This is a genomic window from Sphingopyxis bauzanensis (assembly GCF_002205675.1).
In the GTDB taxonomy this organism is placed as follows: domain Bacteria; phylum Pseudomonadota; class Alphaproteobacteria; order Sphingomonadales; family Sphingomonadaceae; genus Sphingopyxis; species Sphingopyxis bauzanensis.
Map to the genome: position 1 here is coordinate 129,207 of NZ_NISK01000005.1, position 22,539 is coordinate 151,745.

The window sequence follows — 22,539 nt, forward strand, 5'->3', positions numbered from 1 at the left end:
TCGTCATAAGCCTTTAAAAATCGCCGGGATGACGCTGCCAGTAAGGAATCGAGGTTGAGGATCGATTAACCACGCCGGAACCTGCGGTGCGGATAATCAAAGACAAGCCCAGAATCTGGCGGACTGCAAGGGCTAGCGACACGGGCAGCGATCGGTTAAACAGGCGCCGATTTCGAGGCGGTGCGATATAGCGCCGCTGCTCACCTTTGCTGGTTCGTTGCGTCATGTTTTCCTCCCTGTTTTCGAAGAAGAACCGAAGCGCTGTTTCGTTGCCCGTGCCGCGTCTGCCCGAAGGCCTTCGGATATATGCCGTCGGTGATATCCATGGCCGCGAGGACCTGTTCGCCGAACTGATGGACAAGATTGAGGCCGACAAGGCGGCCAGGCCGCACCCGAATTGCGGATTGATCCTGCTGGGCGACCTGATCGACCGCGGGCCGTCGTCGTCGACGGTGATCGAAAGGGCAATCCGGCTTCGCCGCAATTGGCCGGTCTTTCACTGGCTTATCGGCAATCATGAAGAAGTCTTCATCAAAGCGCTGAGCGGCGACCTCGCCGCGCTCAAATTGTTTTGCCGGATCGGCGGCGAGGAAACGATCCTGAGCTATGGGATCGATCACGCAACCTATTCGCGCATGACCTATGAGGAGTTGCTGGTCACGCTGGAGCGGGCGGTTCCGTCGGTCCATCGCGACTTCCTGGCGGCGGGTGAAGAAATGGTTTTGCTCGGCGACTATGGGTTCGTTCATGCCGGGCTTCGGCCGGGCGTCCCGATCGACAGCCAGAAGCCGTCGGACCTGCGTTGGATCAGGGAGCCGTTCCTTTCGGCCGATAGCGATTTTGGTCGGTTCATCGTCCACGGCCATACGATCACCCAAACGGTGGATGAGCGCGCCAACCGCCTGGGCATCGACACCGGGGCCTATGCCAGCGGAATATTGACCGCCGTTGTGATCGAAAATGACGAGCGACGTTATCTGACGACCTGACCGAAAAGCGCGACGGTACAAAAAGAGGGTCGTGGGATAGTGGCTTGTTCCTTATATGAGATGTCGGTAAAACGCAGCCGAAAAACTAGCGCAAGTCGATGTTTGACTTGGGCATTCATTGCCCGGCTTCTGCGCCACGCGCGCTACCGCCCACTGTTTGAGTGGCATAAATATTGTTGAGGTCGGCAGGATTTGCGCGGCAACAGAGTGCGAGTGACGGTTTTGGTGAATTTGAAGGCCAGTAACCAGGTGGGCAGCCGTCTGGTAAAGATAAAGGCCTATGCGATAGGCGCCCTGTCCTGGCTGGCCGAGCGGCCGCGCAGTGAAAGGCGCGGCTTTGCTGTGGCGATGGACGCGGTCCTCTGCATCATTGCGGCATGGATCGCGTTGTCACTGCGCATCGGCAACTGGCAATTATGGGACCGGTCGATCGCCATTATCATCGGGTGTGCGCTGGCATTCTGGTTCCCGATAGCATGGGCGATGCGCATCTATTCCTCGCTTATCCGCTTCGCGGGTGGCAGGACTATGGCGGGTCTTGGCGTCGCATGCGCCTATTTCGCTATCCCCATGTTCTTTATCCTGATGGCGGTCGGAATTCCGGGCGTCCCGCGCACCATGGGGCTTTTGCATCCAATCATCTTTCTGGCGCTCCTGACGCTCAGCCGATTGGTCATCCGCTTTGGCCTCAATGACATTCTGGGCATTGTAAAAGGCAGCATCGAGCGCAGGCGGGTTGCCGTCTATGGCGCGGGGCGGGCAGGGCAACAGCTGGCGCTCGCGATGCGGCACGAACCCCATATGTGGCTCGTCGCCTTTTTCGACGACGACAGCAGGCTTCACGGGCAATTGCTCGACGGCATTCCGGTATATCATGCGCAGGACCTCGACGCGCAAATCGAGGATTTGCAGCTCGACGAGGTGCTATTGGCGATTCCGAGCGCCTCCCGGGCCCGCCGGCGCGAAATCGTCGAAGGCATATCGGGGCAGAATGTGCATGTCCGGGCGCTTCCCAGCGTCGGCAGCATCATCGACGGTGAAATTTCGGTCAGCGACCTTCGTGAAGTCGAAGTCGACGAATTGCTTGGCCGGGACCCGGTTGCTCCGAATGCGCTGCTGCTCGGGCGCACGATCGCCGGAAAGAGAGTTCTGGTGACTGGAGCTGGCGGGTCGATCGGAAGCGAATTGTGCCGTCAGATACTGAGTTGCCGGCCCCAGCAGCTCGTGCTGGTCGAGCAGTCGGAACTTGCGCTCTATCTGGTCGAGGGCGAACTCTCGCAGCTTCTCCGTTCGAGTGGGCTCGATACAGTGATTGTCCCCCAATTGTGCGACGTGGCGGATGAAGGCTCAGCGAACCGGATATTCTCCCGCTATCGCCCCGAAACCGTGTTTCATGCAGCCGCTTACAAGCATGTGCCGCTGGTCGAGATGAATCCTATCGCCGGCCTTCGCAACAACGTGATGGGGACCCTGAATTGTTGCCTCGCCGCCGAAAAGGCCGGTGTGGCGAAGTTTATCCTGATCAGCACCGACAAGGCGGTTCGGCCGACGAACGTCATGGGTTCTTCGAAGCGTATTTGCGAACTGATTCTTCAGGCGCGCGCGCACGACAGGTCGAAAACAATCTTCACCATGGTCCGGTTCGGCAACGTTCTGGGGTCGAGCGGGTCGGTTGTGCCCTTGTTCAAGGAGCAGATCAGCCGCGGTGGGCCGATCACGCTGACCGATCGAAGGGTGACGCGTTATTTCATGACGATCCCGGAAGCATCGCAGCTGGTGATTCAGGCGGGCGCCATGGCGAAAGGCGGCGAAGTTTTCGTGCTCGATATGGGGCAACCGATTCTGATCTATGATCTGGCAGTGGCTATGGTTCAGCTTTGTGGACTGACCGTCCGGACAAACGAAAACCCATATGGAGATATCGAGATATCCGAAATCGGTCTTCGCCCCGGCGAAAAGCTGTATGAAGAGTTGCTTATAGGCGATGACCCCAAGCCGACCGGTCACCAGCGCATTATCCAGTCGCACGAGACCTTGCTGGAATGGTCGATCCTTGAACAGCGGATTGCTGCGCTGGCGGCGGCGCTTGAGGCAGGCGATGCGGCGACCGTGCTGACTATCATGGCAGAGCTCGTGCCCGAGTACAGGTCCATGGCGCAAGTAGGTTCCGAAACGGCGACTGGCGCGGCTTAACCGGCGCCTTGCCGTTTCCTCGCGCTGTGGCTTCTTCTGGACCTTCCATTGAGATAATGCCAATGGCGCCCATCATCGATTCGTAAGTATTGTTGCGCCCTCCATTTCGCCGGGATTATCCATCTATGACGTTTCTTACCGGTGCGGCTCGGCAAGGAGCGCCTCCTAAAAGGGCGTATTTGGCCATTGCGCTGCTCATCGCTGCGTTCCTCTTCGGCGGGGGGGCGCGGCCAGACATCACGTCGCTGCTGCTCCTTCGCCCCCTGTCTGCGGCCGCTCTTGTCTATGCCTTGTGGAAATATGGATCTCTGTTCTGGCAGGAGCGCTGGTTGCCAGGGCTGGTCGTTGCCATCGTGCTATTACCGGTAGTGCATCTCACCCCGCTCCCACCAGCCATCTGGTCCGAGCTTCCAGGGCGCGGGGTTGTTGCCGATACGTTCCGAGCGGCCGGGATGGCGCTTCCCTGGCAAGCGCTTTCGATGACTCCGATCGCGACGCTCAATGCGCTCCTGTCGCTGATGTTGCCGGTCGCGATGCTGCTGCTCTGCTTCTCGCTCGACAAGGCGCAGCAGGCAAGCCTGCTGCGCGCCGTCCTAGTTGTCGGCATGCTAAGTGGGCTGCTTGGCCTGCTGCAGGCTATCGGCTCTCCCAACAGTCCGCTCTATTTCTATCGTATCACCAACAATGGCATGGCCGTCGGCCTGTTCGCCAATCGCAACCATCAGGCGATTTTTCTGGCATGCCTGCTGCCGTTGCTTGCCGCGCACCTTTCGTTGATCAGCGCGCGCCAGGAAACCGTCATATTCCAGAAAACCCTGACAATCGTGGCGGCAGTGTTCCTGATCCCGTTGATCCTCGTGACGGGCTCGCGCAATGGTTTGCTGTTGACGGGGCTGGCGATTCCGGCGGCGTTTTGGATTTATAGGGCGCCGCTTGCGGTGGGCCGCGGCATCGAGATGTCCAGCGTCCGCAAGCTGTCGTTCTCGGCCTTTGTGACGATCGGGGCTGTGATGGTGGCATTGCTCGTGTTCGCAAGTTTGCGCGCTCCGGCCTTCGACCGTCTGTTCACCGAAGATGTGTCTAGCGACCTGCGGTGGACGTCGTTCTCCGCTCTGATGCACGCCGCGGGCGAACTGTTTCCCTTCGGCAGTGGCATGGGAAGTTTCGTCGAAATATATAAGGTCTACGAGCCGTATAACTTGTTGTCGCCGAACTATTTCAACCATGCGCACAACGACTATATGGAAATCTGGGTGACGGGCGGCTTGCCCGCGATCCTGATAGTTTTGATCGCAGCCATTCTCCTGTTAAGCACGCTTCGTCTTGCGGTGAGACCGGATCAGCGGATGTCGTCCTCGCGCGACGATTTGATCCTGCTTCGCACAGGCGTTTCTGTACTAACCCTTCTTGCTATCGCCAGTGTTGGTGAGTATCCCCTGCGCACGCCTTCTTTGGCCGTTTTTGCGGCCCTTGCGGTCGGGTGGATAGTCTCTGTTTATCGTCGCGCGTATGGGCAAAAAGTCCCGGCATGATGACGGATTTTAAGCATTTAAAGGGAATGACATGACGTTTCTGACAAGAGCGATTGGCGTGACGGTCGCTGCTTTGTCGTTGGCCGGGTGCGGGAAATCCATTCCTCTCGAGACCACCGAAGCCGTAGCTGTCGTTCGCCAGGGCGAACTGCCCGCGCCAGTGGGATTGGCTTTGCTGACGTCAGATGGCTACCGGATCGGGCCGTTCGATCGTATCATCGTGGACGTTTTCGGCTTTCCCGACCTCATGCGCCGCGAAATTCAAGTCGACGCTTCGGGCCGGTTCTCCGTTCCGATGGCGGGCGAGATTCACGCGCTAGGCCTGACCCCGGCCGAAGCGGCTGCGCAAGTAGCCGATCGGTTGAAGGCCGGTCATGTTCGTGATCCGCAAGTATCAGTGAATCTCGATGAGTCGATCAGCCGGTTCGTGACGGTCGACGGGCAGGTAACTCAGCCGGGGAATTATCCTGCGGTTACCGATATGACGCTCACGCGCGCAATCGCAGCCGCCAAGGGCGCGAACGAATTCGCTAAGCTTGATGACGTCGTCATCTTCCGGACGGTGGGCGATCAGCGGATGGCGGCCCTCTATAATCTGCGGGCCATCCGGCGCGGCGTCTATGCCGATCCGAAAGTCTATCCCTTTGACACGATCGTAGTCGGGGATTCGCCGGGACGCCGCATCTTCCGTGACTTCCTGACGGCCGCGCCCCTGTTGATATCGCCTTTGGTGGCGGTTCTCGACAATCGATGACCCTTCGCGGCACCATCTATTTTCCTGTTAAGTGAGTATTTTGATGAATTCTGTCGCAGAGCCTTTGCCAAGGAATGTCGGTGCCGACGGCGAAGAAGCCGAAGGAACGGGCAAGGCGCTCCCGATCATCTTCCATTACTGGAATATTGCTCGCCGGCGCCTCTGGCTGATCCTCGCGATCCTGATTGCGGCCCTGGCGGCGGGGTTGGTGATGACATTGCTCGCACAGCCGCTTTATACGGCGACAACGCGGATCGAGATCGCGCGGCAACAGGCGAATGTGACCAGCTTCGAGGGGGTTCAGGCCCGCGACATGGGGCAGAATCTGGAATTCTATTCGACTCAATATGACCTGCTCAAGGCGCGATCGCTTGCCGAACGCGTGGCGAAGGATTTGCGTCTTGCACGCGATGCGGATTTCGTCAAAATCTACGGCCTCGACCAGGACGAGGATTCCTTGCCGACGAATGCCGGGTTCGGTCAATTGTCGAGCGAACAGCTGAAGAAACGCGAGGCACGCGCGACCGACATCCTACTGGATGGGGTCAGCATTTCGCCAATCCGCGGTTCGGCCCTGGTCGATATTCATTTTTCGAGCCCGAGCCCCGGCCTTTCCGCGCGTATCGCGAACAACTGGGCCACGTCCTTTGTCCAGCAGAGCATGGACCGCCGGTTCGCGTCGACGTCGGATGCACGCCGATTCCTCGAAACACGTCTCGAGGGACTGCGCGAGCGCCTGCAGCAGTCTGAACGCGCGCTGGTCGACTACGCCGCAAGCCAGAAAATCGTGCGGCTTTCAGACACGCAATCGGTCGACGGCAAGACGCGGACCACCCAGACGCTGGCGCGCGCCGATGTTGAAAGCATCAATGCCGAACTGGCCAAGGCGGTTGCGGATCGCGTAGCCGCTGAAGCGCGGATGTCCGCTTCGGCACGCAATCGCAGCAGCGCCGAAGGTCTCGTGAATCCCGCATTGAACAATTTGCGCAGCCGTCGCGCCGAAGTCGCAGGCGAATATGCGAAACTGCTCGTCCAGTTCGAGCCGGAATATCCTGCCGCGCGCGCGCTGAAAGATCAGCTGAATGCCATCGATGCAAGCATCGCTGGCGAAGAGCGGCGGGTCGGCGATGCGATCTCTTCCACCTATCGGGCTGCTGTTGATCGCGAAAGCCAGCTGCGTTCGCGACTGGATTCGATGCTGTCTCTGCTGTCCGGTCAGGATCGTGCGTCGATCCAGTACAATATCTATCAGCGAGAGGTGGATACCAACCGCCAGCTGTATGAAAGCCTGCTACAGCGCTACAAGGAAATCGGCGTTGCCGGCGTCGCGACAAACAATATCTCCATTGTCGATCCGGCAATTGCCCCCGTTAATCCATCGTCACCCCGATTGATGCTCAACCTCGCGCTCGCCTTGTTGGCTGGCATGGGACTGGCCGGCATTGCCGTCGTGGTTCTGGAAAACCTGGATGAAGGCATTCGTGAACCGGCCCAGCTGAGCGCCGCGCTTCAGCTGCCGATACTGGGGGTCATTCCCGACAGCGGCGACCTGACGAGCGTGGAGCTGATCAGTGATCCCAAATCGGAACTCTCCGAAGCCTATATGACGGTGCGAACCAACCTCGCACTAACGACCGACCATGGCTTGCCACGAACATTGTCGTTGACGTCATCGGCCCCAGCCGAAGGCAAGTCGACGTCCAGCCTGGTGCTTGCGGCAACAATCGCCCGCGTCGGTCGTTCGGTTATTCTGGTCGATGTCGATTTGCGCAAGCCGTCGGTATGGAATTACCTCGGGCTGCGCAATGAAGGCGGGGTCAGCAATTTCCTGACCGGACAGACCGATTGGCAGACGTGGGTGCAGAAAACGGAGCTAAAGAATTTGAGCTTCCTCGCCGCCGGACCTATCCCGCCGAGCGCCGCCGATTTGCTGAGCAGCGACCGGTTGAAGCTGCTCATCAACGAATTGAGCCAGCATTACGACCATGTCGTTCTGGACTCGCCGCCATTGTTGGGTTTGTCGGATGCGCCGCTGATCGCGCAGGTTGTAGAGGGCGTCATTTACGTCACCGAAGCACAGCGGACGTCGGTGCGGGCGGCTCAGCAGTCGATTGCCCGACTGCGTCAAGGCAAGGCGCGCCTGTTCGGTGCCATCCTGACCAAATATCGTAGCGAGCAACATGGCTACGGCTATGGCTATGGTTATGGCTATGGCTATGGGCGCGACAATGATACGCTTGACGAGGGAACACGATGAGCCGCCAACGGCGACGTTCGCGTCGCCAGATCAAGTTACCGTCTGTCAATATTACGGGTAAAGGCCTCGGCCTGGCGTCGATCGCGACCCTGATGGGTTTAGCGTCGTTCGCCGCGGCGGCGTCGAATATCGGCATTCCGCTTTCGGCTTTTCGCTGGGCTGCTCCGTTCGGGTACCCGGAAATGAAAATGATCGACAAGCATGATGCGGCGATCATGGCCAAAGCGCCCAGCGTGGCGAACGCGATGAAACATGTCGAGACGCGGCGCGCCCTGCTGGTGTTGGCGCCTTTGTCGTCCTCGCTCATGCGCTCGATCGGACTGGGATTGAATGCGGCGGGGAACAAGCAGGCCGCCGACCGCGCGATGGTCGCCGCCGGACGTCTCTCGCGCCGCGATGGCCTCACGCAGACCTGGCTCGCCAATTCCGCGCTTCGCAAATCGCAGACGACGGCAGGCCTCAAGCATTTCGACATTTTTCTGCGGACCTACAAGCCGTCCGAGACGGCTGCTGTCATCAACCAGCTGGTTGCGGTCCTGTCCTATCCGGACGCGCGTAAGGAACTGGTTCGCTATGTCGATCCCGCCAATCCCTGGTATGCGCGTTTCATGGGCGCGGCCGTTGCGCGGGCTCCGTCCTCGGCGCATGTCGCCGAACTGCTGCTTGGCGCTAAGAAGGTCCCCGATGGCGAGTTTCTCCGCGGTCACTACGCCCTGCTGTTCGAACGCCTGATTCGCGAAAAAGCCTATACACAAGCGATTCGCCTCTATCCCCGCCTGCCGGGGGCGAAAGCGGAAGTGCTGCGCACCGTGGCCGTCACCCCGGAAACCCTTTCGGTCGGATATAATCCCGCGATATGGGCTTTTTCCGACCATTCGGACCAAGGAGGTTCGCCGCTTGAGAGCAAAAATGGCGGCGCGCTGGAATTTTATGCCATCCCCGATACGATTGGCGTAGCGGGACAGAAGCTGATCGAGTTTCCCAATCACGCGATGCCACAGACGCTTTACTGGTCGATCGCGGAACGCACCGTCAATGGCGGATCGAGCGCGCAGTGGAAGCTGCGGTGCTTGACGTCAGAGACCGAGACGACGGTACAGACGGTCAATCTGCTGGCCGCCAAAACGGGGACGCTGATGCGTCTGGCCGTGCCTGCGGGATGCCGGCTTGCGGTGCTGGAAATGCACATGACGGGCGGCATCGGGCGTGACCCTGCGCGCATCGTCGTCGATCGCCTTGCTCTGGCCGGTGCGACCCCCGCCGCTGCGATAGCGCGGCCGGCCGAATAATGAAACGGTCGTTCGACTTTTGTGTTGCAGTTGGCGCGTTGCTTCTGCTGTCGCCGCTGCTGCTCATCGTCGCGATTCTCGTTCGAACGAAGCTGGGGTCGCCAATGCTGTTTCGGCAGCTTCGTCCGGGCCGGAACGGCGCCGCGTTTGCGATGCTCAAGTTTCGCAGCATGACCGACACACGCGATGCCAGCGGCGCGTTGCTTCCCGATGCCGAACGCCTGACCTCATTCGGGAAGTTTCTGCGCAGTTCGAGCCTCGACGAACTGCCGGGGCTCTGGAATATCGTGCGAGGCGACATGAGCTTGGTCGGTCCGCGGCCGCTGCTCATGGAATATTTGCCGCTCTATTCCGCCGAACAGGCCCGCCGGCATGATGTCCGGCCGGGACTGACCGGATGGGCGCAGATCAACGGTCGCAACGCGTTGCAATGGGAACAGAAGTTCGCACTCGATTGCTGGTATGTCGACAATCAGTCGCTGTGGCTGGATATGAAAATCCTGGCGCTTACCGTGCTCAAGGTTGTGCGCCGGGCCGATATTTCGGCCGACGGCGAAGCGACAATGCCGCGCTTCACCGGCACGCCGTCGTTGCCCGATTAACCGGGAACGCGTTTAGCCTTCTTTGGCGGCGGCCGTCAGGCATCGCTCGAGCTGAACGGCGAGGGTGTCACGACTGAAGCGATCGCTGGCCAGACTTTTTGCATGTACGGCCGCGCCTTCCAGCCACTGGGTATCGCGAGCATATTTCTGAAGGCAGGCAGCGGCTTCGTCGGGGTTTTCGCTGCTCATTGCGCAGCCGACATCATGCTCGACCGCGATCTGGCACTGCCAGCCTTCATGGTTCGAGATGACCGGCTTGCCGGCCGACAACGCATCGAAAAACTTGTTCTGCACCGCGTCCTTCCAAAGGATACGCGGCCCGGAGAACATTGCGAGGCAGATCGACGCGCGCTGAATCCATCCGGCGAGCACCCTCTTTGGGACGGCCGGGACAAGCTTCAGATTGCGGTCGAGGACACCCAGCTTCGCGGCGTGAGCGGCAATCGCATCGCGATCGGCACCGGCCCCGATAATGACAAAGCGAATGTCGGGATCGCGCGCAAGCATCGCTGCCGCCACATCCGCGAGATAGCCGACATTGTTTGCCTTGCCCAAGGTGCCGGCGAAAAGGATCAGCGGATGATCGCCAAGCCAGTCGGTATATCCGGCAAACGCGTCGGCGCCGCCGGCCGACACGGTACCGAAAATATCATTATCGCAACCATTGGGTATCACGTCGATGCGTTCAGGGGGATATCCGGTGCGGGCGACTTCTTCGGCCATGCCGGGCGCGAGGGCGACGACGCGCGTGGCGCGATGATAGGCGACATGCTCCAGCCGGTGAGCCAACCATTGCAGAACCGGATTTTTCAGCGCGCCCAGCGCAATCGGAACCGCGGGCCAGACATCGCGAACTTCGAACACATAAGGCTTTTTCAGACGCCGCGAGGCGAAGATTGCCGGAATCGCAATTGTAAGCGGCGTGCTCGTCGCGAAAATGATATCGGCATCGCGGATCGACGCCGCGCGTCGCGACGCTGCGACGGCAAATCCGACAAAGGCCTTCATCCGGCCAAGCCAACCCATGTTATTGTCGTAGGGCTGCCTCGCCCAATGGACCCGAATTCCGGCCTCGTCGGTTTCGCGCCAGGCGGGGCCATCGCCCTGCGCCTGTTGATCGGTGGTGATCATGTCGACGCGGTGCCCGGCGGCAACCAGTCGCCGCGCCATTTCATACGAGCGGGTACCGCCCGGCTGGTCCGGTGTGACGAAATATTGGTGCAGATAGACTATGCGCATTGGTTCCACGGCATCACGGCTGGAACGAACGAACCGCGGAGATAACCTGATCGACATCGACTTCGCTCAGATGTTCGCCCATCGGCAGGCTGAGCAGCGTCGGCGCAAGGTCCGAAGCAAGCGTCGGCGTGTCGGCGTCGCGAAGATAGGCATAGGCCGCAAGGTCGGGGAGCGCGATCGGGTAATGAACGCCCGAATCCACGCCTTGCTCTTTCAGCCATCCCTGCAACGCGTCGCGATGCGCGGTGCGGATCACGAACAGGTGAAATGCATGGCGGACGTTCCGCTTGATGTTCGGCTGGCTCAGCCATTCGACCCCCTGCAGGCCTGCGAGATATCGCTGCGCGATGCTGTTGCGGCGATCGATCCATCCATCGAGATGTGGCAGCTTGGCGCGCAGGATCGCGGCCTGCAGGCCGTCGAGGCGGCTGTTCCGGCCTTCGAACTGGTGATCATATTTGTTGATGCGTCCGTGGTTCGCGATCATCCGTGATTTGCGAGCAAGGTCAGCGTCGTTGGTCAGGATCGCGCCGCCGTCGCCATAGGCGCCCAGATTCTTGCCAGGGTAAAAGCTGAACGCGCCGATATGACCGATGGCACCAATGCGGCGCCCGTCGATCTCCGCGCCGTGCGCTTGGGCGCAATCCTCGATGATCTTCAACCCATGCCGTTCGGCCAGATCCATCAGGCCGGTCATGTCGCATGGATGGCCATAAAGATGGACGGCGATGATCGCCTTCGTTTTCGGGGTGATGCGGCGTTCGAGATCGTCCAGGTCGAGCGTGTAGCTGACCGCGTCAGCCTCGCAAAAAACGACGCGGTGGCCCGAGCGGGTCACGGCTTCCGAACTGGCGATGAAGCTGTTCGCGGGAACCAGTATTTCCGATCCGGCGGGCAGGTCCAGCGCCTCGATCGCGATCTCGATCGCATCGGTGCCATTGGCGACGCCAATGCAATGCTCGGCCTGCTGGAAGGCCGCAAATTCGCTTTCGAATGCCTTCAGATCGGGGCCCCCGATAAAGGCCGAGGTCGCGATGATGCGACTGATCGCCGCGTCGATATCGTCCTTAATCGAATGATATTGGCTGGCGAGGTCAAGAAATTTCACCACTTTATAGAGTCCTCATTTTCCGGGCCGGGTTACCCGCATAAATTCCAGGTTCGACAATGTCGCGGGTTACGACCGAACCGGCGCCGATCACGACATCGTCGCAGATCGTTACGGGCAGGATCGTCGCATTCGAACCGATCGATACCTTGTTGCCGATCCGGGTCGATTTCCACAGGTCGCGATTGCCCATCGCGGGACCGCCCGTGCCGAACAGGTCGTTGATGAACATCACGCCGTGCGCGACCACGCAATCGTCGCCGATCGTCACCAGTTCGCAAATGAAGCTGTGCGACTGGATCTTGCAGCGCTTGCCGATCGTGACATCCTTCTGGATCTCGACGAATGGCCCGACGAAGCAATGATCGCCGATCGCGCAACCATAAAGATTGGCGGGCGCGACGACTTTCACGCCTTCGCCGAAATTTACATCTTTGATGCCGCTTTGCAGCAGGATCGGCTCAGCCATCCTTACGGCCCAGCTTGGCCTTGCGGGGGTTAAAGCGCAGGTCGACGGTCCGTCCGGTTTCGATCGATTCATAGATCGCCGAAATCAGCTCGAGGCTGCGGCGACCGGTCAGGCCGTCGACGAGTTGCGGGCCGCCCTTGCTGATCACATCGACGACATGTTCGTAATAGGCCTGATGGCCAAAGCCGTAGACGTTCGGCGGGTTGACCGAATAATTCTGTACGACGGCGTCGTCGTCGGGCTCCGCATCGACGAAGTTCCAAGTTTCCAGCTTGTTCACGGCAAAGCCGCCGATCACGACGGTTCCGCCTTCGCCCAGGATCGAAATCGAACCTTCAAGATCCTTGGGACGCGTTCCGCCCGTCGCTTCGATGATGCCCAGCGCGCCATTCGCGAACTGCAACGTAACGGCCGCGGTATCTTCCGCTTCGATGTCGACCAACCGGGTGGCGCTCATGGCGGAAACGCGCACGACGTCGCCCATCATCCATTCGAGCAGGTCGACGTGATGGCTGGCCTGGTTGGTCAGGACGCCGCCGTCCTGCGCCCATGTGCCGCGCCAGCTGTCCTGATCGTAATAGGCTTGCGGGCGGCACCAACGCACGCGTACCGTTCCCATCACGAGCTTGCCGAAGCGTCCGGCTTCAAGTGCTTCGCGCAGCTTGACGACGGGCACGTTAAAGCGGTTCTGCTTGACCACGAACAGGCGCACGCCGGCCTTGTCGCAGGCATCGATCATCGAGTCGGCGTCCGACAAGGTCAGCGCCATCGGCTTTTCAACGACGATATGCGCGCCATATTTTGAAAGCGCGATCGTGTCGCGGGCGTGGTTGCCGCTCTCGGTCAAAATGGTGACGACCGCAGGTTTGATTTCCTGCATCATCTTGTGCATGTCGGTGTACCAAGGAACGCCGAATTGCTCGCCGATCTTTTCGGCCTTTTCGGGTACGACATCGCATACCGCCGCCAGCTTCGCACCCGAGATCACGCCGTTGCCCAGCAACTCGCTGTGCCGCTTGGCAATCCGGCCGCAGCCAACGATACAAAAATCCAGCATTGATTTCCTTCCTGATCAGCCGTGAAGCGCGGCTGGCGCCATGGCCAAGAGCAATTTGGGGGACGTTCTGCTTTTAAGGATGACCTGTCCCGTTTCTATCGACGCCGCATCGGAGGTCCTTGCAGTGACCGGACCGCAGCAAAAGATTCGGCAGGCATTTTCCAAAGACCCTGGACAGGCAGATGATCGCCGTCCGCATAAAGCCCCTTGAGATTAAATCAATAGGTTGTAGAGGCGCGGACGGGCTGGAATGAGGGCAATCCAAGCTGTTGTGTCCGGCGCGTCACGGGCAAAGTGAATTATGAGGAGCCCCCAATTGCACGAATCCAGCGAGAAGAGTGGACGTCCGGACATCGATTCTGCCGGGCATATCGGAATAATCGACTATGGGATCTGCAACGTGGGGTCGGTACGCAACATGCTGCGCCGTTCAGGCGCGCTGGCGACCTGTATTTCGTCGCCGGACGAACTGGCGGATTTCGACCGGATCATCCTGCCCGGTGTCGGACATTTTCAGGCGGGGATGGCCAATCTGGCGAATGGCGGCTGGATCGAGCCGATCCGCCACATCGCACTCGTCGAAAAGAAGCGAATCCTGGGCATCTGCCTGGGCATGCAGTTGCTGGCGCATCATAGCGAGGAGGGCGATTGCGAAGGGCTGGGCCTGCTCGATATGGACGTCAAGCATTTCGATCGTTCGCGTCTTTCTGCCGAACTACCCATTCCACATATGGGCTGGTCGGAGGTCGACGCCGTCGGCGCCCATCCGCTGACGCACAGCGAGCAAGCCGAAAAGCAACGTTTCTACTTTGTGCACAGCCTGCATGTGTCCCTGCGCAGCGACGGCGTCCAACCGCTTTTCTGGTGCAATTACGGCTATCCGTTCATCGCGGGATGCGCACGCGACAACATCATGGGGATGCAGTTCCACCCCGAAAAGAGCCATATGTTCGGTGTGGAACTCCTGACGAATTTCGCGAGGATGTGATGCGGCGGTTACGATTCATTCCGGTGCTGCTGCTCGATGGAACCAGCGCCATCAAAACGCACCGCTTCGCGCCGGCGCGCTATATCGGCGACATCGTCAACGCGGCACAGATATTCAACAGCAAGATGGCTGACGAATTAATCGTCATCGACGTTGGCGTTCATAAAAAGGGTGCTTCGCAGCCCCATGTCATTCGCCATCTGGCCGAGGAATGCTTCATGCCGCTTGCGTTTGGCGGCGGGATCAATAGCGTTGCGCAGGCTGCAGCGCTGTTCAAGCACGGCATAGAGAAGATATCGATCAACACCGCCTTTGTCGAAGGCGGCACGCTGATCGAGGAGGCGGCGAAGCAGTTCGGCAGCCAAAGCTTGGTGGCGTCGATCGACGCCAAGCGCGAGGCGGACGGCCGGTATCAGGTCTACAGCCGTGGCGGGACTCGTGCGCTTGGCGTTTCACCGGTCGAAATGGCGCGCCGTGCCGCCGATCAAGGCGCTGGCGAAATCGTCATCCAGTCTATTGATCGCGACGGAATGCGCGTCGGCTATGATCGCGAGATGGTGCGGTCGGTCGTCGAAGCGACAACATTGCCCGTCGTGGCGCTCGGCGGCGCCGATACCGTGGCCGATCTGGCGCGGATCATCATCGAAGATGGTGCATCGGCGGCGGCGGCCGGCTCGATGTTCTCTTTCTACGGACGCCTCCAGGCGGTGCTGATCAACTATCCGCGGGCGGATGAGCGCGAGCAGGCGGTGGCGAAGGCATGCGAACTGGCGACGGCCTGAAGATACGAGACAAAAGCGGTCCGGACGCGACCGCGGACGAAGGATGGGAGACTGGAATGCTTGCGATCTATGGTTCGGGCGGATTCGGACGCGAACTGGTGGCTCCTGCCCGCGCGGCACTTTTGCGGGCTGGTCGTAATTTGGCGGAGCTGGCTTTCATAGACGACAATCGCCCTGCCGGCGACGATCCGCATTTTTCGGCGGCCGTCCCGGTCTTGCGCCTCGAAGATTTGAGGGATGGCGATGAATACATCGTTGCGGTGGGCGATGGTCGACTACGCGCAATGCTGGCCGCCAAGTGCGACCGCATTGGGTTAAAGCCTTTTTCGTTGTTCGCCGAAGACTATATCGAAGGGGGCGAGGTCGAAATCGGCGAAGGCGCGGTTTTTGCCGCTCGCACGATGGTGACCGCTTCGGCTAAGATCGGGCGCCAATTCCAGTGCAATATATACAGCTATGTTGCGCATGACTGCGTGATCGGCGATTTCGTCACTTTTGCTCCGAGCGTGTGCTGCAACGGCAATGTGCATGTCCAGGACTATGCCTATGTCGGAACCGGCGCTGTGTTGAAGCAAGGCACGGCCGACAAGCCGCTCGTTATCGGCGCCGGCGCAATCGTCGGGATGGGCGCCGTGGTTACAAAGGATGTGGAGCCGGGCGCGGTCGTCGTCGGAAACCCGGCGATGCCCAGATAGGCTATTTGGCCTTGCGGCCGAGCAACTCACCCTTTGCGAATTTCCGGATGATGGCGGTCAGGCGGTTCGAGGTGTGGTCATATAGCCAACCGTTGTTCGGATAATCGGTCGCATGCGCTGGTCGGGCATGCATGATGTCCGACCAGTCGGCTTCGCTGAAGCCCAGCTTGCGCGAGCAATATTCGATATCGATCATCTTCTCGACCGGGTCGTACATGTCATGTTCCAGTTCTGCGAGCGCAGCTTCGCGGGTCAGCGTGCCGGATGCGATCATGCTAGAAAAATGGGCGCGGCGTTTGTCGAACCCGAATTTTGTGGGCAGGTAATATTCCTGGAAGAAGCGCGTGAACCGGCTTTCGCCGTGTTTGCGGGCATAGGCGTTATAGCCAAAACTCTGTTGCATCACCTTGACAGCTTTGGCCTTGCTGTAGCCGCCATAGTTCAGCACCGGAACGAAGCGGATCTTGCGGAGCAGGATATATTCGAGGAATTTTGTCGGCGTCAGATGGGGGTAGCTTTTCATCCCAATCGCAAGATTGCCGAAGCGCCGCTTGATTGCCTTGATTGAACGCCAGTCACGATTGTCATGGCCCCAGCTGCGCGGGAGGATCGATTCCGTTTCGACATTCGAGCCGCTGAGCAGATAGCGGACGCCATGTTTTGCGGCCATATGATATAGCAACGCCGTGATCGCATGATCGGTCGCGACCTCGATATTGGGCACTGACGCGCGGAACAGCGAACGCTGGATATCCTTGAACTCTTCCCAGTCCATCACATGGGTATATAAATCGATGTCGAGTTCGCGCAGTAGGAGCTCGATGTTGGAAACCGCCGTGTCGGTGTTCCAGCCATTGTCGAGATGCACGGCAAGCGGGCGCAGCCCCAGCTCATGCGCGCGGATCGCGACATAGCTGCTGTCGGCGCCGCCGCTGACGCCCATGATGCAATCATAGGGTTTCCCGGCCCCTTCGGCGCGGATCTGCTCGGCGATTGCTTCGATTCGGGTCATGCCGTCGTCGCCGGGAAAATATTCCTTCTCCAGCCGGGCGCGCGCTTCATGGAAATGATTGGATACACCCTCCGCGTCGAAACTGATCGCAGGATCGGATGTGTCCATGACGGTGCGCGCACAGATTTGATAAGCTTCAGTCATAAAATCTCGTTTGATCGGGAAATCGGTACTGGCCCTGCGGGCCTATTGCGGACGCGGGTCCGAACCAGCGCGTCGGGGAATTTTAGCCCGTAATATAGACCAAGGCCAAGGAACAATTCGCGTTGCAAGCTGAAGTCGGAAACCACCGAGGAAATCGCAACACCGCTGGCGAGCACGCCCGTTGCAATCATCCGGTCCATCGGAGCAATCGCGCCCTTCGCGCGCGCCATGAAGACCGTGAACGCAAAGGACAAAAACAGCGCAAGGCCGAACAGGCCCGTTTCGGCGGCCAGTTCCAAAAATATGTTATGGGGGTAGACGCCGCGCATATCGCCGATACCGGCATCGACCGGGAAGCTTGCCAATCCCACACCAAATACGGGGTTTTCTGACCACAGCTCCATCGCCAGCCGCCAGAGATTTTCGCGATCCAGCAATTGGAACTGATCGGCTTGCTGAATTGAGTAATCGATCAGAACGCGCTGAATCGTCAGCGGCACGTCGCCGGGCCAGACAGCGCTAACCAGCGACAACAGATCGACCTTGGTCAGCACGAGGAAGGCGAACGCTCCAAACAGAACCATCAGGAACAGGCGCATCCTGGGCCGGAACGTGCTAAAATAAAGCAGCGGGGCGGCAAGGGCGATGACGAGAAGACCGACCCGCCCGCCCGTATACAGGACTTGGAAAACCAGCAATACGCTGACAAGAAACAGTGCGATCCTGGCATAATAGTTGGGGTGCGTAACCGCCATGCTCGTCAGGACGATGGCGCCAACCGCCAGAACGCGAGAGATGGACTGATACCGCCCGCCGAATTCTTCATCGAGGCCGGTCTGGAAACCGACGATGACATCGATACCGAATATCCATATGCCCAGCAATATGCCGAAGCTGAGAACGCAAATGCAGTTGGCGAACAGGCGTGTGCGTCCGCTGGCGGCGAGGAAAAACCCTGCGGCAAACAGGATCGCGGGCATGCCGAGCACAAGCGGCAGCTTATACTGAAGATAGACGGTGGATTCGGACCAGATGCTCGTCAACGCCAGCCCGAGGCTGACCGTAAGAAGCCAGAGAAGGGCGATCAGACCTCTGCGATTGATCCGGCCGCTAAGGATGATCACGGCGGTGAGCGCAATGAACACGCCAAATCCGTAAGTGCCGACGGGCGCCTTGATCGTCGTGAAAGAAAGGAAGAGATAGTCGACGGTCGATGGCGACAGCGCAACTACCGCGAAGGCTGCCAGCAGAAAGCCCAGAAGCTCGAAAAGTCCGGGTTGGCTTGGTCGCCCATCCTGCACGGCCACATCGGTCGAATATTTCGGCGAGACATTGGTCATCGATCGGAGATTCCAGTCTGATCCGAAACGGCTTTCGTCATTATCAGGGCAAAATAGGTCAAGGCCACCGACAATAATATTTCCAGCACCGTCAACCCAATGGCTGCAGACATGAGGTCTGCGTCAAAGAGCCATATCGCCACCGCGCCTAACAACATCAAAGCGACATGCGCAATCGTGATGGCAAGAATCTCTCGTTCGCGCTTCAACAGGCTGAACACCTGAATGACCGACGGCTGGATCGTGAATGACAGCCCGAGCGCGGCGAGCATGCCCATCACCGGCGCCGCTTCAGCCCATTCGGGTCCCAGGAGCGGCCCGGCTCCGATCCAGATCAGGAGGCCCAGCAATCCGAACAGGAAGAAATTCGCGATCAGGAATAGCGCGAGATGCCGTCGGTCAGCGGCGATTCGGTCCGGGTGGTGCGAAATACTGTCGGCAATCCGCCGTGCCAGGACCAAAGCGACCGAACCGCACAATATGTCCGAGGGAAACATTGCGAGCCTGTAACTCATGGTCACCCATCCGGTGGCTGCCGATCCGAACAGAAACATGGCGATCCAAAGGGGAAACTGGAAACTGGTCTGCGAGAGGACGAACGTGAGCGACACCTTGCTGAGCGCAGAGTCCGAAAAATTGGATTTGCTCTCTTTAAGCGCACGGCCGGGGAGCAGCGATGTGCGGAACAGCCCGTCGACCGTCAGGTGATAGATGGCCGCCGGGACAAGGAACGACAACATGCTGGCGAGCAGCAGCGCAGCGCCGCCTGACAGTCCCAGGCGGTGAGGGAGCAGGGCAAGAAGCAACGCGCCGCCCGCAAAAACCACCGAGCGAACGATCGTTGACGACGCGATCACGCTATATCTGTCGAGGCGCTGGTGCAGCGATCTGCCGATCGCGAAATAGCTTGCGGCGAAAGCGCCCCCGATACCGGTCAGCAATTCGATCGGGCCAATGCTCCCCCGAATGGCACCGGCCATGGTCGCTATGGCGAGCGCCAGAACCAGCAGAAGGGCAAAGAACACACTACGGTTGATCGATCGCCGCGCGAGGGCCGCGGCGGCCGAGGTGGAGTTGGTAATCGGAATGATCGATTCAAACCGGAGCGTCATCAGCACGCCCAAGATGGTGATCCAGGATATAACGAACCCGAAAATGCCGAACGCTTCGGGCGTATAAAGCCTGGCCAGAAAGGGTAGCGCCAAAAAGCTGAGGGCGTTCCCTAATACAATGGCGCCGGCCATAATTGCGGAGCCGACGGCAAATCTATCGGTGGCGATCCGGCGCATCGTGCCTAGCAAGCGGGTAATCATATACCTTCACCATGCGTGCAACCGCAAAAAAAACAGGGAAGGAAGCGTGGCATGCCTGGCGTCCTTTAGGTTCCGGATGCGAAAAGTAAACTCACTTGGGATATGACGGGGCCGCTTCCGGACGCAAAAGCGTGTGCGTTCTACGACCATTTCCAAGGCGATGGAGGGCGGCAAGCGGCGGTTTGACAGCTTTGGCCGTCCGTGCGAAGGGCCGGGCCCTCAGTCCCCCGGAAGATACTCATGAGCCCTTGGCCCTCCTTTACGCCCGAAGAAGTTGACGCCGTGGCAGCAACGCTGGCATCCAACAAAGTCAATTACTGGACCGGACAGCGCGGTCGCGAGTTCGAACGCGCCTTTGCGGGATGGGCCGAAAGCGCGCATGCGATTGCGTTGACGAACGGGACGGTTGCTCTCGATTTGCCTTTGCATTGCCTGGGAGTGAAGCCAGCCGACGAGGTTATCGTGACCCCGCGCAGTTTCATGGCATCGGTCTCCACCGTCGTGAACGCAGGCGCGACGCCGGTGTTTGCCGACGTCGATCCCGACAGCGGGAATCTGAGCGCGGCGACGATCGAGGCGGTGCTGACCGAGCGGACGAAGGCGATCATTCCGGTGCATATCGGGGGATGGCCTTGCGATATGCCCGACATCATGGCGCTCGCGCGGTCGCGCGGCATTTACGTGATCGAAGACTGCGCGCAGGCGCATGGCGCGCGGATCGACGGCAAGATGGTCGGCGGTTTCGGCGACGTCGGCGCCTGGTCTTTTTGCCAGGACAAGGTCATGACCACCGGCGGCGAGGGGGGTATGGTTACGACCGACGATCCCGATCTGTGGAGCGCAATGTGGTCGTTCAAGGATCATGGCAAGAGCTGGGACGCCGTTTACAACCGCGCGCATGCACCCGGTTTTCGCTGGGTCCACGAGGGATTTGGGACGAACTGGCGCATGCTGGAGATGCAGGCAGCGATCGGCGCGCTCCAGCTTGGATACATGCCCGACTGGACCGCGAAGCGAACCGCGAACGCGACGCGGATCGCCGCGGCGCTGGCCCCCTTTGCAGACATTGTCCGCTGCCCGTTGCCCGATCCGGAACGCTTCACGCACGCCTTTTACAGGCTTTATGCCTATGTGAACACGGACGCGCTGGCGGACGGTTGGGACCGCGACCGCATCGTCACCGAAGTCAACGCCGCGGGCGCGCCGTTGCTGCACGGGACCTGTTCCGAGATATACCTCGAAAAGGCGTTCGACGGCACCGGATGGCGCCCGGAGGAACGTTTGCCCACCGCGCGCCTGCTCGGCGAAACCAGCCTGATGTTCCTTGTTCATCCCACGCTGACCGGCGAAGAAATCGATCATGTCTGCGCAACCGTCTCAGCGGTTTTGACCCGCGCGAGGCGATAGTCTTCTGTCCTGAAAATAAAGCAACGGCGTAAATGATGCCGATCAAGTTGAGCCGCCACCTGAGGCTTGCTAGGGGTGGGGCAAATACCAGCAAAGCTAGGAAAAGCATTGTCGATCCCCAACGGGCAGAATAGCAGCGAACGCAACACATCCGTGAAGATTGCGGTCGTGGGCACTGGCTATGTCGGAATTTCCAACGCTGTCCTGCTTGCCCAGCGCAATCATGTGGTGGCGCTGGACGTCAATAAACGGAAGGTCGCGCAGATTAACGCCCGCGTATCGCCGATCGGCGATGCGGAGATCGAGGAGTATCTGGCGAACCGCAATTTGGACCTGGTCGCGACGGTCGACCGGGAGGCTGCCTATCGCGACGCCGATTTCGTCCTCGTGGCGACTCCGACCGACTATGATCCCGAAACCAACTACTTTAACACCAGCACGGTGGAAGCGGTCATCGGTGACGCGCTGGCGATGGCGCCGAATGCGCTGATCATCGTCAAATCGACGGTGCCGGTGGGCTTCACCGACCGGATCCGCGCCGAACGCGGCACCGACGCCGTGGTCTTTTCGCCCGAATTTCTGCGCGAAGGCCGTGCGTTATTCGACAATCTTCACCCGTCGCGGATCATCGTCGGCAATACGCATCCGCGCGCGATTGATTTCGCACGGCTGCTGCTCGACGCATCGCTCAAACCCGAAGCATCGATCCTGCAGACGGGAAACATCGAAGCCGAAGCAATCAAGCTATTCGCGAATACCTACCTCGCGATGCGGGTCGCTTTTTTCAACGAACTCGATACCTATGCCGCCGCGCATGGGGCCGCTTCCCGGCAGATTATCGAGGGTGTCTGCCTAGATCCGCGGATCGGGATGTTCTATAACAATCCGTCCTTCGGTTATGGTGGCTATTGCCTTCCTAAAGATACCAAGCAGATGCTGGCGAACTACAAGGATGTGCCGCAAAATCTGATCCAGGCGATCGTGTCATCGAACACGACCCGCAAGGATTTTGTCGCGTCCGAGGTGCTGAAGCGTAATCCCCGCGTTGTCGGTATCCACCGTCTGGCGATGAAGGCCGGATCGGACAATTTTCGCGCAAGCAGCATTCTTGGCGTGATGAAACGCCTCAAGGCGAAAGGGGTGGAGGTCATCGTCTACGAGCCCCTCATCGAAGAATCTGCGCTGTTCAATTCGCGCATCGTCCACGATTTGGATGCTTTCAATCAAGAAGCCGACGTCATCATCGCCAATCGCGTCACGCCCGAATTGTCCGATGTTGCCGACAAGGTTTACAGCCGGGATCTGTTCGGCGTCGATTCTTGAATCAAGACACCTTGTCGGCGGCCAGAGCCAAGATCGTCGCGCGGGT

Annotated in this window: 20 protein-coding genes; 12 read left to right on the forward strand and 8 right to left on the reverse strand. The window is 59.5% G+C overall.

Annotated elements, in window-relative coordinates; translation table 11 throughout:
* Nucleotides 1-13: 13 nt before the first annotated feature.
* Nucleotides 14-226 carry a hypothetical protein gene (locus CDQ92_RS20965; RefSeq protein ID WP_144035828.1) on the reverse strand — a complete coding sequence of 71 codons (213 nt, stop codon included), beginning with the start codon at nucleotides 224-226 and terminating at the stop codon, nucleotides 14-16.
* A gap of 49 nt (nucleotides 227-275) precedes the next feature.
* Here CDQ92_RS20965 and CDQ92_RS18980 point away from each other — a divergent pair, with 49 nt between their 5' ends.
* From CDQ92_RS18980 to CDQ92_RS19010, 7 genes are all read left to right on the forward strand, one after another.
* Complete coding sequence (locus CDQ92_RS18980) at nucleotides 276-989, forward strand: metallophosphoesterase (RefSeq protein ID WP_229667626.1); 714 nt, start codon at nucleotides 276-278, stop codon at nucleotides 987-989.
* A gap of 618 nt (nucleotides 990-1,607) precedes the next feature.
* On the forward strand, nucleotides 1,608-3,182 hold the full coding sequence (locus CDQ92_RS18985) for a polysaccharide biosynthesis protein (protein ID WP_237246134.1): 1,575 nt from the start codon (nucleotides 1,608-1,610) through the stop codon (nucleotides 3,180-3,182).
* A gap of 179 nt (nucleotides 3,183-3,361) precedes the next feature.
* Nucleotides 3,362-4,714: an O-antigen ligase family protein gene (locus tag CDQ92_RS18990; protein ID WP_158213899.1), complete on the forward strand. Its 1,353-nt coding sequence runs from the start codon at nucleotides 3,362-3,364 to the stop codon at nucleotides 4,712-4,714.
* Between the two features lie 31 nt (nucleotides 4,715-4,745).
* Nucleotides 4,746-5,468, forward strand: a complete 723-nt coding sequence (locus CDQ92_RS18995) for a polysaccharide biosynthesis/export family protein (protein ID WP_144035829.1) — start codon at nucleotides 4,746-4,748, stop codon at nucleotides 5,466-5,468.
* Between the two features lie 43 nt (nucleotides 5,469-5,511).
* Nucleotides 5,512-7,725, forward strand: coding sequence for a GumC family protein (locus CDQ92_RS19000; RefSeq protein ID WP_088443722.1), 2,214 nt, complete (start codon nucleotides 5,512-5,514; stop codon nucleotides 7,723-7,725).
* A gap of 188 nt (nucleotides 7,726-7,913) precedes the next feature.
* Complete coding sequence (locus tag CDQ92_RS19005; RefSeq protein WP_144035830.1) at nucleotides 7,914-9,014, forward strand: hypothetical protein; 1,101 nt, start codon at nucleotides 7,914-7,916, stop codon at nucleotides 9,012-9,014.
* On the forward strand, nucleotides 9,014-9,616 hold the full coding sequence (locus CDQ92_RS19010) for a sugar transferase (RefSeq protein ID WP_144035831.1): 603 nt from the start codon (nucleotides 9,014-9,016) through the stop codon (nucleotides 9,614-9,616). The genes CDQ92_RS19005 and CDQ92_RS19010 overlap by 1 nt, the downstream gene beginning before the upstream one ends.
* 12 nt (nucleotides 9,617-9,628) lie before the next feature.
* Here the strand turns inward: CDQ92_RS19010 and CDQ92_RS19015 are convergent, their stop codons facing one another.
* Genes CDQ92_RS19015 through CDQ92_RS19030 form a run of 4 tightly spaced genes read right to left on the reverse strand, consistent with a single transcriptional unit; the run spans nucleotide 9,629 to nucleotide 13,489 of the window.
* Nucleotides 9,629-10,855, reverse strand: a complete 1,227-nt coding sequence (locus CDQ92_RS19015) for a glycosyltransferase family 4 protein (protein WP_158213900.1) — start codon at nucleotides 10,853-10,855, stop codon at nucleotides 9,629-9,631.
* 13 nt (nucleotides 10,856-10,868) lie between these two features.
* Complete coding sequence (locus tag CDQ92_RS19020) at nucleotides 10,869-11,963, reverse strand: DegT/DnrJ/EryC1/StrS family aminotransferase (RefSeq protein WP_237246133.1); 1,095 nt, start codon at nucleotides 11,961-11,963, stop codon at nucleotides 10,869-10,871.
* A gap of 4 nt (nucleotides 11,964-11,967) precedes the next feature.
* Nucleotides 11,968-12,432: an acyltransferase gene (locus CDQ92_RS21865; RefSeq protein ID WP_088443732.1), complete on the reverse strand. Its 465-nt coding sequence runs from the start codon at nucleotides 12,430-12,432 to the stop codon at nucleotides 11,968-11,970.
* Nucleotides 12,425-13,489 carry a Gfo/Idh/MocA family protein gene (locus CDQ92_RS19030; RefSeq protein ID WP_088443734.1) on the reverse strand — a complete coding sequence of 355 codons (1,065 nt, stop codon included), beginning with the start codon at nucleotides 13,487-13,489 and terminating at the stop codon, nucleotides 12,425-12,427. Before CDQ92_RS19030 ends, CDQ92_RS21865 begins: the two co-directional genes overlap by 8 nt.
* 316 nt (nucleotides 13,490-13,805) lie before the next feature.
* On the opposite strand from CDQ92_RS19030, the gene hisH reads away from it, so the two are divergent.
* Genes hisH through CDQ92_RS21870 form a run of 3 tightly spaced genes read left to right on the forward strand, consistent with a single transcriptional unit; the run spans nucleotide 13,806 to nucleotide 15,954 of the window.
* Nucleotides 13,806-14,477 carry an imidazole glycerol phosphate synthase subunit HisH gene (gene hisH / locus CDQ92_RS19035; RefSeq protein WP_158213901.1) on the forward strand — a complete coding sequence of 224 codons (672 nt, stop codon included), beginning with the start codon at nucleotides 13,806-13,808 and terminating at the stop codon, nucleotides 14,475-14,477.
* Nucleotides 14,477-15,259, forward strand: a complete 783-nt coding sequence (locus CDQ92_RS19040) for a HisA/HisF-related TIM barrel protein (protein WP_158213902.1) — start codon at nucleotides 14,477-14,479, stop codon at nucleotides 15,257-15,259. Before hisH ends, CDQ92_RS19040 begins: the two co-directional genes overlap by 1 nt.
* 56 nt (nucleotides 15,260-15,315) lie before the next feature.
* Nucleotides 15,316-15,954 carry a PglD-related sugar-binding protein gene (locus CDQ92_RS21870; protein WP_088443798.1) on the forward strand — a complete coding sequence of 213 codons (639 nt, stop codon included), beginning with the start codon at nucleotides 15,316-15,318 and terminating at the stop codon, nucleotides 15,952-15,954.
* A 1-nt stretch (nucleotide 15,955) separates the two neighbouring features.
* On the opposite strand, the gene CDQ92_RS19050 is transcribed toward CDQ92_RS21870, so the two are convergent.
* From CDQ92_RS19050 to CDQ92_RS19060, 3 genes are all read right to left on the reverse strand, one after another.
* Nucleotides 15,956-17,110 (reverse strand): N-acetyl sugar amidotransferase, encoded by a 1,155-nt coding sequence (locus tag CDQ92_RS19050; RefSeq protein WP_088443740.1) that lies wholly within the window; start codon nucleotides 17,108-17,110, stop codon nucleotides 15,956-15,958.
* On the reverse strand, nucleotides 17,107-18,255 hold the full coding sequence (locus CDQ92_RS19055) for an O-antigen ligase family protein (RefSeq protein ID WP_158213903.1): 1,149 nt from the start codon (nucleotides 18,253-18,255) through the stop codon (nucleotides 17,107-17,109). Before CDQ92_RS19055 ends, CDQ92_RS19050 begins: the two co-directional genes overlap by 4 nt.
* Nucleotides 18,256-18,446: 191 nt before the next feature.
* Nucleotides 18,447-19,763 (reverse strand): lipopolysaccharide biosynthesis protein, encoded by a 1,317-nt coding sequence (locus CDQ92_RS19060; RefSeq protein WP_144035832.1) that lies wholly within the window; start codon nucleotides 19,761-19,763, stop codon nucleotides 18,447-18,449.
* A 240-nt stretch (nucleotides 19,764-20,003) separates the two neighbouring features.
* On the opposite strand from CDQ92_RS19060, the gene CDQ92_RS19065 reads away from it, so the two are divergent.
* Nucleotides 20,004-21,170 carry a DegT/DnrJ/EryC1/StrS family aminotransferase gene (locus tag CDQ92_RS19065; protein WP_088443746.1) on the forward strand — a complete coding sequence of 389 codons (1,167 nt, stop codon included), beginning with the start codon at nucleotides 20,004-20,006 and terminating at the stop codon, nucleotides 21,168-21,170.
* Between the two features lie 153 nt (nucleotides 21,171-21,323).
* Entirely contained in the window at nucleotides 21,324-22,493 is a 1,170-nt protein-coding gene (locus tag CDQ92_RS19070; protein ID WP_088443800.1) for a nucleotide sugar dehydrogenase, read from the forward strand.
* Nucleotides 22,494-22,539 lie beyond the last annotated feature (46 nt).

What these genes read in the sequence shown, in the direction of transcription:
- CDQ92_RS20965 (WP_144035828.1), bottom strand. Translation starts at nt 226, where the DNA reads ATGACGCAACGAACCAGCAAAGGTGAGCAGCGGCGCTATATCGCACCG.
- CDQ92_RS18985 (WP_237246134.1), top strand. Translation starts at nt 1,608, where the DNA reads ATGGGGCTTTTGCATCCAATCATCTTTCTGGCGCTCCTGACGCTCAGC.
- CDQ92_RS18995 (WP_144035829.1), top strand. Translation starts at nt 4,746, where the DNA reads ATGACGTTTCTGACAAGAGCGATTGGCGTGACGGTCGCTGCTTTGTCG.
- CDQ92_RS19000 (WP_088443722.1), top strand. Translation starts at nt 5,512, where the DNA reads ATGAATTCTGTCGCAGAGCCTTTGCCAAGGAATGTCGGTGCCGACGGC.
- CDQ92_RS19005 (WP_144035830.1), top strand. Translation starts at nt 7,914, where the DNA reads ATGATCGACAAGCATGATGCGGCGATCATGGCCAAAGCGCCCAGCGTG.
- CDQ92_RS19010 (WP_144035831.1), top strand. Translation starts at nt 9,014, where the DNA reads ATGAAACGGTCGTTCGACTTTTGTGTTGCAGTTGGCGCGTTGCTTCTG.
- CDQ92_RS19015 (WP_158213900.1), bottom strand. Translation starts at nt 10,855, where the DNA reads ATGCGCATAGTCTATCTGCACCAATATTTCGTCACACCGGACCAGCCG.
- CDQ92_RS21865 (WP_088443732.1), bottom strand. Translation starts at nt 12,432, where the DNA reads ATGGCTGAGCCGATCCTGCTGCAAAGCGGCATCAAAGATGTAAATTTC.
- CDQ92_RS19030 (WP_088443734.1), bottom strand. Translation starts at nt 13,489, where the DNA reads ATGCTGGATTTTTGTATCGTTGGCTGCGGCCGGATTGCCAAGCGGCAC.
- CDQ92_RS19040 (WP_158213902.1), top strand. Translation starts at nt 14,477, where the DNA reads ATGCGGCGGTTACGATTCATTCCGGTGCTGCTGCTCGATGGAACCAGC.
- CDQ92_RS21870 (WP_088443798.1), top strand. Translation starts at nt 15,316, where the DNA reads ATGCTTGCGATCTATGGTTCGGGCGGATTCGGACGCGAACTGGTGGCT.
- CDQ92_RS19050 (WP_088443740.1), bottom strand. Translation starts at nt 17,110, where the DNA reads ATGACTGAAGCTTATCAAATCTGTGCGCGCACCGTCATGGACACATCC.
- CDQ92_RS19060 (WP_144035832.1), bottom strand. Translation starts at nt 19,763, where the DNA reads ATGATTACCCGCTTGCTAGGCACGATGCGCCGGATCGCCACCGATAGA.
- CDQ92_RS19065 (WP_088443746.1), top strand. Translation starts at nt 20,004, where the DNA reads ATGAGCCCTTGGCCCTCCTTTACGCCCGAAGAAGTTGACGCCGTGGCA.